The sequence below is a fragment of the Mesorhizobium sp. M1365 genome (assembly GCF_040317865.1).
In the GTDB taxonomy this organism is placed as follows: Bacteria; Pseudomonadota; Alphaproteobacteria; order Rhizobiales; family Rhizobiaceae; genus Mesorhizobium.
The window spans coordinates 34,223-47,666 of sequence record NZ_JAMYLG010000027.1 but is presented as its reverse complement, the minus strand read 5'-3'; the positions used below and the strand labels follow the sequence as shown (position 1 = coordinate 47,666).

General features: G+C 62.3%; 15 protein-coding genes. 7 read left to right on the top strand and 8 right to left on the bottom strand.

Annotation, left to right across the window (positions count from 1 at the left end; translation table 11 throughout):
- Positions 1-90 precede the first annotated feature (90 nt).
- Positions 91-729, bottom strand: coding sequence for a PAS domain-containing protein (locus tag NKH04_RS23595; RefSeq protein ID WP_023674809.1), 639 nt, complete (start codon positions 727-729; stop codon positions 91-93).
- A 392-nt stretch (positions 730-1,121) separates the two neighbouring features.
- On the opposite strand from NKH04_RS23595, the gene NKH04_RS23590 reads away from it, so the two are divergent.
- The 4 genes from NKH04_RS23590 (at position 1,122) to NKH04_RS23575 (ending at position 4,600) form a co-directional block, all read left to right on the top strand.
- A complete protein-coding gene (locus tag NKH04_RS23590) occupies positions 1,122-1,889 on the top strand; it encodes a rhomboid family intramembrane serine protease (RefSeq protein WP_352614202.1) in 768 nt (255 codons plus the stop codon).
- A 100-nt stretch (positions 1,890-1,989) separates the two neighbouring features.
- Positions 1,990-2,421, top strand: coding sequence for a CBS domain-containing protein (locus tag NKH04_RS23585; RefSeq protein WP_023674810.1), 432 nt, complete (start codon positions 1,990-1,992; stop codon positions 2,419-2,421).
- A 189-nt stretch (positions 2,422-2,610) separates the two neighbouring features.
- Entirely contained in the window at positions 2,611-4,110 is a 1,500-nt protein-coding gene (gene gatB / locus NKH04_RS23580) for an Asp-tRNA(Asn)/Glu-tRNA(Gln) amidotransferase subunit GatB (protein ID WP_352970520.1), read from the top strand.
- A 1-nt stretch (position 4,111) separates the two neighbouring features.
- Positions 4,112-4,600, top strand: a complete 489-nt coding sequence (locus NKH04_RS23575) for a GNAT family N-acetyltransferase (protein WP_352970522.1) — start codon at positions 4,112-4,114, stop codon at positions 4,598-4,600.
- 16 nt (positions 4,601-4,616) lie between these two features.
- On the opposite strand, the gene NKH04_RS23570 is transcribed toward NKH04_RS23575, so the two are convergent.
- The 5 genes from NKH04_RS23570 to NKH04_RS23550 form a co-directional block, all read right to left on the bottom strand.
- Positions 4,617-4,958 (bottom strand): hypothetical protein, encoded by a 342-nt coding sequence (locus NKH04_RS23570; RefSeq protein WP_352501642.1) that lies wholly within the window; start codon positions 4,956-4,958, stop codon positions 4,617-4,619.
- Between the two features lie 151 nt (positions 4,959-5,109).
- A complete protein-coding gene (locus NKH04_RS23565) occupies positions 5,110-6,321 on the bottom strand; it encodes a hypothetical protein (RefSeq protein WP_353045047.1) in 1,212 nt (403 codons plus the stop codon).
- A gap of 147 nt (positions 6,322-6,468) precedes the next feature.
- Positions 6,469-6,768 (bottom strand): hypothetical protein, encoded by a 300-nt coding sequence (locus NKH04_RS23560; protein ID WP_352570904.1) that lies wholly within the window; start codon positions 6,766-6,768, stop codon positions 6,469-6,471.
- A 94-nt stretch (positions 6,769-6,862) separates the two neighbouring features.
- Positions 6,863-8,263: an ArnT family glycosyltransferase gene (locus tag NKH04_RS23555; protein ID WP_352970526.1), complete on the bottom strand. Its 1,401-nt coding sequence runs from the start codon at positions 8,261-8,263 to the stop codon at positions 6,863-6,865.
- A 208-nt stretch (positions 8,264-8,471) separates the two neighbouring features.
- Positions 8,472-9,632 carry a helix-turn-helix transcriptional regulator gene (locus NKH04_RS23550; RefSeq protein ID WP_352472759.1) on the bottom strand — a complete coding sequence of 387 codons (1,161 nt, stop codon included), beginning with the start codon at positions 9,630-9,632 and terminating at the stop codon, positions 8,472-8,474.
- Between the two features lie 255 nt (positions 9,633-9,887).
- On the opposite strand from NKH04_RS23550, the gene NKH04_RS23545 reads away from it, so the two are divergent.
- The 3 genes from NKH04_RS23545 (at position 9,888) to NKH04_RS23535 (ending at position 11,382) form a co-directional block, all read left to right on the top strand.
- Positions 9,888-10,286 carry an NADH:ubiquinone oxidoreductase subunit NDUFA12 gene (locus tag NKH04_RS23545; RefSeq protein ID WP_352970529.1) on the top strand — a complete coding sequence of 133 codons (399 nt, stop codon included), beginning with the start codon at positions 9,888-9,890 and terminating at the stop codon, positions 10,284-10,286.
- 156 nt (positions 10,287-10,442) lie between these two features.
- On the top strand, positions 10,443-10,925 hold the full coding sequence (locus tag NKH04_RS23540; protein WP_023674819.1) for a DUF2155 domain-containing protein: 483 nt from the start codon (positions 10,443-10,445) through the stop codon (positions 10,923-10,925).
- Between the two features lie 88 nt (positions 10,926-11,013).
- Positions 11,014-11,382, top strand: coding sequence for a hypothetical protein (locus tag NKH04_RS23535; RefSeq protein WP_352472795.1), 369 nt, complete (start codon positions 11,014-11,016; stop codon positions 11,380-11,382).
- Positions 11,383-11,464: 82 nt separating this feature from the next.
- Here the strand turns inward: NKH04_RS23535 and aat are convergent, their stop codons facing one another.
- On the bottom strand, positions 11,465-12,082 hold the full coding sequence (gene aat / locus NKH04_RS23530) for a leucyl/phenylalanyl-tRNA--protein transferase (protein ID WP_352766716.1): 618 nt from the start codon (positions 12,080-12,082) through the stop codon (positions 11,465-11,467).
- A 14-nt stretch (positions 12,083-12,096) separates the two neighbouring features.
- Positions 12,097-13,440, bottom strand: a complete 1,344-nt coding sequence (gene accC / locus NKH04_RS23525; protein ID WP_023674822.1) for an acetyl-CoA carboxylase biotin carboxylase subunit — start codon at positions 13,438-13,440, stop codon at positions 12,097-12,099.
- Between the last annotated feature and the right edge of the window lie 4 nt (positions 13,441-13,444).

The window sequence follows — 13,444 nt, the reverse complement described above, 5'->3', positions numbered from 1 at the left end:
CGCATGGATGCGGGGAATTTCAGCGGAAAAGTACAACAAAGCAGGTTAACAAAGGGGAAAGCCCGGCGCTGTTGCTTTAAGCATTGGGCATCATTCCTCGCGTCCGCCGTCGAAGACGACCAGGTGACGGATGCGGCGGGCCTGGCCGAGCGCCGAAATCGTCTCGGGCGGGTCGAATTCCGATGGGGCGAGCGAGGGAACCTCGATCGCCGGACGGTTCCCCGGGAACATCGGCTCCTTGTCGGGATCGACGACGCGGATCGAATCGATCAAGGCGTCGAGAACCGGGTCGGCGCCCAGCCAGAAGGGCTTTTCGACGGCGCTTATCACGCCGAGGCAGCGCGGGCTCTCGACACCGCCGTCGAGCGGCAGCGCGAGCAGCTCGAACCTGTTGGAACGGCCGCTGCGGCTGAAACCTTCATAGGTGATGAGCACCACCGATTTCAGGTCGAAGACGCCATCGGTCAGCTTCGAGATCAGCCGCTGGTCCTTCTCGCGCCACAGCGAAGGGAATGAAAACCCCTTGAGTTCGCGGCCATAGACCGCGCAGAGCCTGGTGCCGGCGAGCCGGAACACCGCTTCGCCGCGCGTGTCCTTTTCCAGGATGAACGTGTCGGCCAGCAGCGACTTGATGTCGGCGGGTTCGACTTCCGAGCGCTTCGGGGCAGGGCGTCCGTCACGCAACCGGTTCCAATAATGGAACAGCGTGATCGATCCGGTCTGGTTCATGCTAATGCTGCTCCGCGCATTCTGTCTTCTGATGTCCCATCGGTGAACAGAAGGGCGCCCTCCGAAGACCTACATGCGTTGCGGAGCAGGATGCGTGCCAGCATCGTTAATACTTGTTCACGGGTCGGGGCGGTTAAGGTTAACAACTGGTTTACGTTGCGCGCCGGCCAGGCCTGTGGCACACCAAAACCACTCCAGAAGCGGTCGTTTTGCGACGATCGGCAGCACTTCAGTCAAGAGTTCAGGGGGAGCAAGGGGGCTCGACCAGCCGTTCAAGGGAAACCTTGGACGGCTTCTTTTTTGATTCGGGGCTGCTGATTCGCCGTTTGTGATTCGGTTGGCCGTGATCTACATGCTCGCCAAGTCCAATCCAGCGACTGAGTGCAAGCCATATGAGCGACCCAGAAAGCCCACCGGAGATCGAGCAGGGCGAGAGCGGGCCTGTCGCCCGCGAACCGGAGCGCCGCGAACCGGTGTTCAACCTGCCGCCCGTGGTGCTGGCGGTGATCGGCATCTGCGTCGCGGTCCATCTGATCCGGGTCTATTGGCTGACCGACGACCAGGATTTCGAACTGCTTGTCCGGGCTGCCTTTGTCCCCATCCGCTATTCGGGCCGCTTCGATCTGGATTTCTTCGCGTTTTCGAGCCCCTTTACCTATGCCTTCCTGCATGGCGGCTTTGCCCATCTTGCCATCAACATGGTGTGGCTCGCGGCCTTCGGCTCACCGTTGGCCAACCGCTTCGGCGCGCTGCGCTTCAGCCTGTTCTTCGCCGCGACCGGACTGGCGGCGGTGGCGCTGTTCTGGGCCATGCACCCGCTTGGCGAGGCCCCGCTGGTCGGCGCCTCCGGCGCGATTTCCGGCATGATGGGCGCCGCGGCACGCTACGGCTTCCGCATCGACCGATCGTCGGGCAAGGCCGCCTTCGCCGGCCAGCCTTTGCCGATGGCGGCGGTGCTGCGCTCGCGCGGCGTCGTCACCTTTCTCGCCATGTGGATGGTGATCAACCTCGCGACCGGCCTCTTCGGCCTGGCGCCTGGCATTGACGGCCAGATCGCCTGGGAAGCCCATATTGGCGGCTTTCTTGCCGGCTTTTTCGGCCTGCGGTTTTTTGATCGGCGAGAGCAGGTGCCCCGGCAGGCGGACGAGCCGGAGACCTGAGACGGCCGCACTTGAAATGCAACCGTTCGCGGCGCACCATGTTCATCCCAGGGCAAGCCGGCCAGGGCAGGAGCCGGCAGGAAATGCAGAGGAGGACGCCATGACTGTTAAGGCAATTCTCGAGGCAAAAGGCCACGACGTGGTGACGCTCGGGCCGAACGAAAAGCTCAGCGAAGCCATCCGCATGCTTTCCGAACACAGGATCGGCGCGCTGGTCATCACCAACGGCGATCACAAGATCGTCGGCATTCTTTCCGAGCGCGATGTGGTGCGGGTTCTCGCCAAAGAGGGGGCGGCGGCGCTCGACCTTGCCGTCCGCTCGGCGATGACGCCCAAGGTGAAGATCTGCAATGAGAACCACACCGTCAACGAGGTCATGGAGATCATGACCAAGGGCCGCTTCCGCCATCTGCCGGTGGAAAAGAACGGGCTGCTCGACGGCATCGTGTCGATCGGCGACGTGGTCAAGCGGCGCATCGAGGATGTCGAGCGCGAGGCCGAGGAGATCAGGGCCTATATCGCCACGGCATAGGTGACGGCGGCCGGGTTGCCGGCAGGTCGATTTTTCAAGCTGCTATCGCAGTTCGTCGCGGCAGGTGCGGGCCTGTGCCGCGTCGGCGCGTGCGGCTTTGCGCTTGTCTCTTTTGGCGGTTTGCACTAGCGAAGTTGCACAGCAAAATATGCGTTCTCGCATATCCGCAATTTCAATATGCAGGCCCTTATGAGCATTATCGACACCCGCACGCCCGACGCCAAGCGCCTGGTTCCCGGCGCCACCGGCGACTGGGAGATCATCATCGGCCTCGAGGTCCACGCGCAGGTGACCTCGCAGGCAAAGCTGTTTTCCGGCGCCTCGACCATTTTCGGCGCCGCGCCCAACGCCAATGTCAGCCTGGTCGACGCGGCGATGCCCGGCATGCTGCCGGTCATCAACGAGGAATGCGTCAAGCAGGCGATCCGCACCGGGCTGGGCCTGAAGGCCGAGATCAACCACAAATCGGTCTTCGACAGGAAAAACTATTTCTATCCCGACCTGCCGCAGGGCTACCAGATCTCGCAGTTCAAGCAGCCGATCGTCGGCGAGGGGAAGGTGATCGTCTCGGTCGGCCCGGACCGGCAGGGCGAATTCGAGGACATCGAGGTCGGCATCGAGCGCCTGCACCTGGAGCAGGACGCCGGCAAGTCGATGCACGACCAGCATGCGACGATGTCCTATGTCGATCTCAACCGCTCCGGCGTGGCGCTGATGGAGATCGTCTCCAAGCCGGATATGCGCTCCGCCGATGAAGCCAAGGCCTATGTCACCAAGCTGCGCACCATCGTGCGCTACCTCGGCACGTGCGATGGCAATATGGACGAAGGCTCCCTGCGCGCCGACGTCAACGTCTCGGTGCGCCGGCCCGGCGGCGAATTCGGTACGCGCTGCGAGATCAAGAACGTCAACTCCATCCGTTTCATCGGCCAGGCCATCGACTACGAGGCGCGCCGCCAGATCGCCATCCTGGAGGACGGCGGCAAGATCGACCAGGAAACGCGGCTGTTCGACCCCAACAAGGGCGAAACGCGCTCGATGCGTTCCAAGGAAGAAGCGCACGACTACCGCTATTTCCCCGATCCCGACCTTCTGCCGCTGGAATTCGACCAGGCCTATGTCGACGCGTTGGCAACGGACCTGCCGGAACTTCCCGACGCGAAAAAGGCGCGGCTGATCACCTCGCTCGGCCTGTCGACCTACGACGCCTCGATCCTGGTATCGGAAAAGGCGGTCGCCGACTATTTCGAGAAGGTGGCCGCCGGTCGCGATGGCAAGCTTGCCGCCAACTGGGTCATCAACGATTTGCTGGGTGCGTTGAACAGAGCCGGCAAGAGTATTGAAAATGCTCCGGTTTCGCCCGATCAGCTCGGCGCGGTCATCGACCTGATCAAGGAAGGCACCATCTCCGGCAAGATCGCCAAGGATCTGTTCGAGATCGTCTGGAACGAGGGCGGCGATCCGCGTCAGCTGGTCGAAAGCCGCGGCATGAAGCAGGTCACCGATACCGGCGCCATCGAAAAGGCGGTGGACGAGGTGATCGCTGCCAACCCGGACAAGGTCGAACAGGCGCGCGCCAAGCCGACCATGGCCGGCTGGTTCGTCGGCCAGGTGATGAAGGCGACCGGCGGCAAGGCCAACCCGCAGGCGGTCAACGAGCTGGTCAAGGCCAGGCTCGGGATCGAGTAGGATGTTCGTCCGCACCGCCGGCGAGCGCGATCTTGCGGCGGTGCGCGCATTGCTGGTCGAGACATGGCATGCCACCTATGATGCCATCTACGGCGGGCCGCGGGTCAGCGAAATCATCGATGAATGGCATTCTATCGCCGCGCTCAAGGCACGGCTGACGCGGCCGAACTCGGAGTTCCTGGTCGCCGACGACGGCAAAAACATCGGCGGCATGGCTTTCGCCGCCGCTACCACGGATGCCAGGATCGTCATGCTGAACCAGCTTTACGTGCATCCTGCCTGGCAGAGGCAAGGCATCGGCCAGGCGCTGCTGGGCGAGATCGAGGCCAGCTTTCCGGAGGCCCGGACGCTGCGTGTCGAGGTCGAGGAAGCAAATGCTCCGGCTGTCGCCTTCTACCGCTCGAGGGGGTTCTTGCCCGCCGGCAACACGGCCGATTGCGGCGGCGCCTCGGGATTGCCGGCGCTGGTTTTGGAGAAGGCGATCGGCTAGCTCGTTTGCCTGGCGCTCAGTTGCGTTTCTCAGGCAGGTTGGAGCAGCCGGCAGCGAGAAACTCGCACGGCAGGCTGCCGCCGCCGCCCGACGTGTGCGGGGGCGTGGCGGCTTCGATTTTTTCCACCTCGTAATATTTCGAGGTGACACCCCATTTTTTGACGCCCTGGCACGTCGAGCGCACGCCAACCTCCGTCGCCTTTGCCGCAGTCTTGTAATAGGTGGTGATCCGGCAGGATTGGCTGACCGGCAGCGCGTTCGCCGGGCTCGTGACCGGCGGCAGGAAGTTCGGGAAGGCAAGCAGCGAGATTGCCGCAATGATCCTGACGGCGGGCATGGTGAGGGGAAGGTGCTGCATCGTTTGTCTCCATCGATGGCGCCGCTCGCTCGTGGCGCAGCGGCGCGTTTGTTCCGGCAAGATCAGGCCATGATGCCGGTGCTGCCGCATCTGCCGCGCGGGGGAAGGCGGTAGCGGTCTGAACCGCCGCCGTCATCCGCGAGCGGCCGCGTCAGGGCGTTTTCGGCTTGATGAGCGTCTCTATCGGAACGGCGACTTTTGGAGGCCGGACCGTACTGGTTCCACCATCGACGGCCAGCCCGCCGCTGTTGAGATAGCGTACCGTATAGTGCAGCTCATAGCCGGGAACTCTGATCCATGTAGGCTTGGGATTGAACTGGTCCGGCGGCCTCGAATACCACTTCGGGATCTGCATGATCTTGGAACCGGCACCGAATCCCGCAGTCTTGGCCGCTACTGCGAAGGCGCTGTCTCTGGGGTCGTTCGGCGGCTGGTCGACATTGCCGATGACGACCAGCGAATCGTATTTTCGCGCGTCCAGCCGTACTGCGGGAACGTTCAGCGCAGCCACGTCGCCTTCGCGCATCGTCAGCGCCTTCTGACGGCCATCCTCATTGGCATAGACGTTGAGGTTTATGGCCTCGGATTCCGCATAGACGACACTGTTGTGGAAGTCGCGGGCTGGCAGGCGTGTGAGGCTGTCGAAGGTCACTTCAACCGTCGGCTTGGCTATGGCGTCCGTCACCACCAGGTTGCGCCGCGGCACCGTCCAGAAGATGAGATCATCGCCGGTGGCCTGCGTGCCGGCATCGGAGCCGTCTATTGCCGAGCATTTCGAATTTGGAACCGGCGTCGTCACCGGCAGAGGTGCCGAAAACGAGCTGCGAACCTGAGCGTCGATGTAGTTGCCGACGTTGAAAACGTCTTCGAGGATGTTGCCGCCCTCGAAGCTCGCCGGGCCGGGTTGCGAGCGAATGATGACCTGGCTGGAATCGGTCTGCCAGCCGCTGCAGAAGACGTTGACGTCTATGGGAATGCCGATGTGGCGGTCGGAGGTCACCGGGATGGAGACTTTGATGGTCAGGATGTAAGGAACTTTGACAAACCAGCTGTTCGGCTGGTTCAGCATCTGCGTCGCAAAGCGCGACGGCCGCCATTGCTTCAGCGATTCGATCGATGCGCGTGATGATCGTCCCTGGGCGGCCAGCTGTGCGTTGGTGGCGTCGACCTTGGCTTGCGCCAGGTTGCGGACGGTGTTGGTGATCAGGAACACGCCGAGTTCGGCTTTGCAGGGCCTGTTCGATTGTGTGGCGTTGCATGGGGCAAGTGCCGCACTGGGAACCGGCGGCCCCGACGGCGGCGGCTGGGCGGCCGCGGCGGCCGCCATCAGGCAGAAAAACAGCATCGTGCAGGTTTTCAACATGGTATCCTCGCTCTTTCGGTTGGAAACCACCCTCCGGCTAGACAACACCATTTCTTCGACAGCGGTTCATCGCCCGCACGGGGGACGAACCGCGAAACATCGGGCCGGCCCAGCGACGTCGGGCCGCCGTCCTTTCGGATTGGATATCTACTGCTTCACGACGCCTTTGGTTGTCGCCATCGGCGCGACGACCTTGGGCTTGGGGGTTTTCGGGCCGGGGTCGACTACCAATGCGGCCGTGCAGGAGCATTTGCCCGAACCGCAGTTCAGGTCGCCCTTGCACATTTTGGAATGCCGCATATCGGTGCAGTCGGCGGTCCCGGAGCAGGAGCAACTGCCTTGCCCAATCGTTCCGGACTGACATTTGAAGCTCCATGCCGGATCGGCGGCAAGGCCGGCCACAGCGAGCGATAAGGCAAAAAGCGTCGTCGAGATGAGCTTGCGCATGAATACCTCCCGGTTCTATCGAGCGATGGAACCACGAAGCAGCAACGCCTTCATCTCCCGCGCGGGGGACGAACTCGCATACCGGTGACGATCGTCAATGCTGTCCCTTCAGCACGACGAGATAGCCGCGTTCGACGCGAAGCCGGAACGCGATTTGCCCTGCAGTGCCGGGATCCTTGGAAACCTTGTCGATGACATAGCCGCTGGGATGCGAGCCAAGCCATTCTTCCGGTTTGTCGGTGCTTTCGAATGGCTTTTGCAACCGGGCCAGGATGCCGACTTCGCCTTGATAGTCGAAAGCCACGGCCCAGTCCGCATCCTTTCGCTCGTCGATGAAGTTGGCGAGCGGCGTCAGATCATAGCGTTTGAACGCGGTTGCCGATGCCACCGCGTGGCCGATGCCGAAAATGACAAGCATGACGATGGCCGAGCTCTTCAGCCTGGCGAGCGGGATCTCCGCCATGAAATAGCCGAACAGGATGACCACGAACGGCAACATCGGCACGACATAATGAGGCTGCTTGCCGGATATCGCGCTGAACACGAGAAACACGGCAACGAACGAGAATGACAGCAGGCGCAAGGCGCGCAGATCCGGCGACTTCGCGTCGATCAGGTTGCGTATCCGCGTGCGCAGCTTCAACCGCCACACCTCGGGTATGAAGATCCACGGTATGAACATGACGGGCAGCAGCAGCAGATAGAAATAGAACGGCCGGCCATGCGAATTGCGCAAATTGCCGGTGACGCGCCCCGCCGACTGGTTCCAGACGAGATCATAAACGAAATTGCCTTTTGTCAGGATGGTCGCCGGCACCAGCCAGATCGCCACCGGAATTAGTGCGGCGAGCAGGGCCAGGCCCACTCCAGCGAGGAAGTTCGGTGTCGTCAGTCCCGCCCGCCGGTCGCGCCAGAACGGGTAGAACAGGATGGGCGCGCCGATATGGATCAGCACCACTGGGCCTTTCGTCAGCACGCCCATGCCGATGAACAGCCCGGCCAGAACGGCCTGCCAGCGGTTGCCGCTGCGGGCAAAGGCAATCAACGACAACAGCGCGGCGAGCACAAAGACCGTCAGCAACAGGTCGAACAGGATCAGCGTCGAATAGATGACGAACACGCTGCTTCCGGCAACCAGCCAGGGGATGCGCCGCGCGATGTCGTCGCGGCCCGGAAACAGGGTCTTTGCCAACGCCGTCGTCAGCCAGATGACGAGCGAGGAGGCGGCGAAGATGACCAGCATCGCCGCCGGCCTGCTGGCGCCGAAAATGTTCCAGACAAGGTCGATAAGCCAAAACAGCAGTGGCGGCTTCTGCAGATAGGGCGCGAAATTCATCGTCGGGACGAAGATCTGTCCGCTCAGATACATTTCCCAGGTGACGCTGAGATATCGCGTTTCGTCGACGGGCAGCAGTGGCCGGAAAGCGACCGCGATTACGATCAGCCCAAGCAGAAAGAGGTAGGGGAGCAGTCGCTCGGTAGATGTCGGTGTCAAAGATCGAGATCCGCGCCAGAAACCATTTTCATTCCAGCCGAGCATAGTGCCGCGTTTCTGGACCGCGAACGACCGCACCATGATTTTGGCCGAATTGCAACGATGCCGGTTTCGTTTCCCAGATTTTGCGGACGATGGTGTCAAAGGTTTGAAAAACTTACCGGCCGAGTCTTTTGGACCGCTGCCGGTCCGGGGAACCTGAGCAAAATCAACTGGAGCGCAACGGCGGTGACAATTCGCGCATCAACAGTTCGAGCTCGCGCTGATCGCCGGTACCGGTCTTGTCGAAGATCGTCGCCAGCTGCGACTTGACGGTGCCGTCCGAGACGCCGCCGGCCGCGGCAATTTCCTTTCGCGTCAGGCCGGCGGCAACGTGACCGGCGACTCGCCTTTCTGCCGCGGTCAGTCCGAACAGCGCCGCAATGGCGTCCAGCGCCGGGGTCGGTGTCGAACCGGCCGCGGCGATGAAGATCGCTGCGGCGGCGCGTTGCGAGATGCGCGCCGAGATTTCACGCCGCGCCAGCGGCATGACATGGGCCACTGCCGGAACGACCGTCCTGGCCAGGGGAATGTTGATGCCGCAAGGTCCGAGCGCGAATTCGTCGCGCGTGCCGAGCTGGACGGCACGGCCGATTGCGGCGTTGGCGTTGGCATAGGTGAAGGAAAGCTGTCCGCGCACGCAAGCGACCGAGATGTTTTCGGCGAGCAGCGCTTCGGCTGACGGGTTGGCGAAGATGATGGTCATGTCTTCGGCCACGATCAGCACCGGATGGTCGAGGCTTTCGATGATGGAACGGAAGATTTCCGCCTTGCGCCGCTCGGCTTCGAACAGGTCGCCGATGGTCACCGCGCGCCGCACATGCGGTGCCAGCAGGCTGACAAGCTCGAGATCCTCGCGGGAAATCTGGCGCCTGTCCCTGTCGGTCACCACCATCAACGTGCCGATCCGGGTCGGCCGCTTCATCAACGCCACCCAGAAGAAATCGTCTAGGCGGTTGGGTTGCACCCATTCGCGCACGATGCGGCTTTCGAGCCATCTCTGTCGCGTATCCGGGCCTTGCAAAGCGTAGATCGAATCGACGGTGAACGGCACGTCGATCTCCATCTTGGGAACCGCCGCATAGAACGGCACTTGCGAGCCGTAGTCATGCTTCAACGGCTCAAGAACTGCGGGATCGCCGCAGGACACCGAAAATCGCGCGGAGCTGCTGATCGTGTCGATGACGGCGAGCATGGCAAGCTGGCCTTCCGCCAGATTGCAGATGGCCTCGAGTGTCGCCTGCCAGCGGTCGACGTCGGCAATCGAATCGTAGATCGCCTCAACGACCTGCGGCAATGCGCGACCGGCCGTGCCCGCCAGCGATGACATGAGCCCCTCTCATTTGCCGTCCTTGAGGCAACGAAGCTTCAACTGCTAGAATAACGCTGCGTAAGGTTGCCAACAACCTATTTCATCTGCTTCGGACGGCCGCGAAAATAGCATGAACGTATTGCTTTCCCGTCAGCCATTTGCTCGCCTGGTGCGGCAAGACCCTTGCCTTCGCAATGCCGTGACGCCATAAGCAGGAACAGGCGCCGCAGCCGCCGCGAGGACTTGCTTCAAGGACTTGCCACGAGGATTTGGATGAAGACTTTCCTTCTGCAGTTTTTCACCTGGTGGAACAGCCAGACATTGGGAACGCGCTTCCACACCTGGCGGCACGGCAAGAAGGTCGGGCAGGACGAGGTCGGCAACGTCTACTATGAGGGCGGCGTCGATTCGGAAGGCCGCACCCGTCGCTGGGTCATCTACCGCGACTATTCGGAAGCCTCGGCGATTCCGCCCGGCTGGCATGGCTGGATCCATCATCGTGTCGACCTTGCGCCGCCAAGCGAAGACTACAAGCCACGCGACTGGCAAAAGCCGCATGTGCCGAACCTCACCGGCAGCCCCGCGGCCTATCGCCCGAAAGGCTCGGTGCTGACCAACCAGCATCGTCCGCAGGTGACGGGCGACTACGACGCCTGGACGCCTGGTTCGTGATCGATCGCCGCGACACGCGCGCGGTCCCCACGGGGAGCGGTCCCACGAGGGCGGTCCTTTGTCGCCACAATTGCTGTTTAGCTGTTTGCTGATCCGACAGCAGCAACTAGCCTTGGCGTTAAGAGAATCACCCGGGCGCAAACCACCGGACCTTGCATGAGCATGTTCAGCCGAATTTTGACGGGCGGATTAACCGCGGTCGTTCTCGCTTCTATGGTGGCGCTCGCTACTGCGCAGGAATTGGCGCCGCCTGCGCCGGACGCGTCGGTGGCGCCTGCAGCACCGGCAGTATCCGAGCGCATCACCAATCCAGTCGCTGAATTCGCCGGCATCGACAAGATCACCGGCCGTATCATCACCTTCGATGTTTATATCGACGAGACGGTTCAGTTCGGCGCTTTGCAGGTGACGCCGCGCATCTGCTATTCGCGGCCCGAAAACGAAGAGCCGAAGACGGATTCGTTCGTCGAGGTCGACGAGATCACGCTCGATCGGAAAATACGCCGTATCTTCACCGGCTGGATGTTTGCCGAAAGCCCCGGGATCAACGCCGTCGAGCATGCCGTCTATGATATCTGGCTGAAGGGCTGCAAGCAGAAGTCCGACGTGCCGGCACCCGCCGCCCCCAAAACCAACTAGAATCTGTCAGTGCGCGGCGCATACCGCGCCCTGCGGAACCGCCGCGTTGCCCGAGCGTTGGTGCCTCTCTACGGAGGAGGTTGCCATGATGATGGCCAACAAGAACGAACTTCTCGACATCGAAAGGGGATTCTGGACCGGCGGTGCCGACTATTTCAAGGCCAATGCCGATACCGACTGCCTGGTGGCCTTCCCGCAGATGGCGCGGGTGATGAGCAATACCGATCTGGCCGCAACTGCCACGGACCCGAACCGCTGGCGCGATCTCGACATCGACCTCAAGGGCATCATCGAGCCGGGCAGCGACATCGTCATGCTGACCTACGAGGCGCGTGCGACGCGGCAAGATGGCGAAGCCTATGCGGCGCTGGTCAGCACCGGCTATGTCCACCGCGTCAATGGCTGGAAGATGATGTTCCACGCACAGACGCCGCTGGTGACGGCAGCAAAAGGCTGACCGGCCGCAAGAGCAATTCCAGGAAGTGTGAACGGCTTTCCGTCCCGAATTGCGTTTCTGTGAAACGATGAGCCATTCCAGGTTATGGAAAAAACACAGCCTCGCCCTTCAGCGCCTCGGCCAGCATCTTCTCGTACTTGCCGCGCGGCACGTCGATTGCACCGAAGCGTTTGAGATGCTCGGTGGTGAACTGCGTATCGAGCAGTGCAAAGCCACGCGCCCTCAGGCGTTCGACGAGGTGAACCAGGCAGGCCTTTGACGCGTCGGTCTCCCTGGCGAACATGCTCTCGCCGAAGAACACGCGGCCGAGCGATACGCCGTAGAGCCCCCCGACCAATCGGTCGTTGTGCCAGGCCTCGACCGAATGGCAATGGCCCATCCGATGCAGCTCGATATAGGCTTCGCGGATCGGCGCGTTGATCCACGTCGACCGACGTTCCTCGCGCCTTTCAGCGCAGGCCTCGATCGTCGCCTCAAAGTCGAAATCGATGCGGAACTCGAACAGGTTCTTGCGGATCGTCTTTCTCAGGCTTTTCGGTATGTGGAACCCGTCGAGCGGAATGATGCCGCGCGTCTCCGGCCGCACCCAGAATACTTCGGGGTCATTGGCGCTTTCGGCCATCGGGAAGACGCCGGAGGCATAGGCTTTGAGCAAAAGGTCGGTCGGGATGCGATAACCGGGTGCGTAGGGACGGGTCATCGCTTCGCCCTGTATCACTCGCCTTCGGCCAGGTATTTTTCCAGCCAATGGATGTCGTAGTCGCCATTGGCGATGTCGGCGTTGCCAACGAGGTCGCGAAACAGTGGCAGCGTCGTCTTGATGCCGTCGACGACGAATTCGTCGAGCGCGCGCCGCAGCCGCATCATGCATTCGACGCGGTTGCGGCCGTGCACGATCAGCTTGCCGATCAGGCTGTCGTAGTAGGGCGGGATCTTGTAGCCCGAATAGACGCCGGAATCGACGCGGATACCGAGGCCGCCCGGCGTGTGGAAATGGGTGATGGTGCCCGGCGAGGGCGTAAAGGTGCGCGGATCCTCGGCATTGATGCGGCATTCGATGGCATGGCCGTGGAAGCGGATATCCTCCTGGCGCACCGAAAGCCCGCCGCCCGAGGCGACGCGGATCTGCTCGTGCACGAGGTCGATGCCGGTGATCGCCTCGGTCACCGGATGTTCGACCTGCAGGCGCGTGTTCATCTCGATGAAATAGAACTCGCCGTCCTCATAGAGGAATTCGATGGTGCCGGCGCCGGAATAGCCGAGATCGGCGATCGCCCTGGCGCAGACGCCGCCAATATGCGCGCGCTCCTCGGCATTGAGCGCCGGCGAGGGCGCTTCTTCCCAGACCTTCTGGTGGCGGCGCTGCAGCGAGCAGTCGCGCTCGCCGAAATGCACGCCGCGCCCGGCGCCGTCGCCGAACACCTGCACTTCGATATGGCGCGGCTTCTGCAGATATTTCTCGATATAGACTGCGTCGTCGCCGAAGGCCGCACCCGCCTCCGAGCGTGCCGTCTGCAGCGCCACCTCGAGATCGGCCTCGCTACGCGCCACTTTCATGCCGCGCCCGCCGCCGCCGGCCGATGCCTTGATGATCACGGGGTAGCCGATCGCGGCGGCAATGCGCTTGGCTTCCTTGTCCTCGGTGACCGCGCCGTCGGAGCCGGGCACCACGGGAATACCGAGGCGTTTTGCGGTACGCTTGGCCTCGATCTTGTCACCCATGATGCGGATATGGTCGCCGGTCGGGCCGATGAAGGTGATGTTGTGCGCGGCGAGGATGTCGGCGAACTTGGCGTTCTCCGACAGAAAACCGTAGCCGGGATGCACCGCGTCGGCGCCGGTGATCTCGCAGGCGGCGACGATCTGGTGGATGTTGAGATAGCTGTCGCGCGACGGCGGCGGGCCGATGCAGACGCTCTCGTCGGCGAGACGCACATGCATGGCGTCGGCGTCGGCGGTCGAATGCACCACCACCGTCTGGATGCCGAGCTCCTTGCAGGCGCGCAGCACCCTGAGGGCGATTTCGCCGCGATTGGCGATGAGGATTTTCTGGAACATCTTT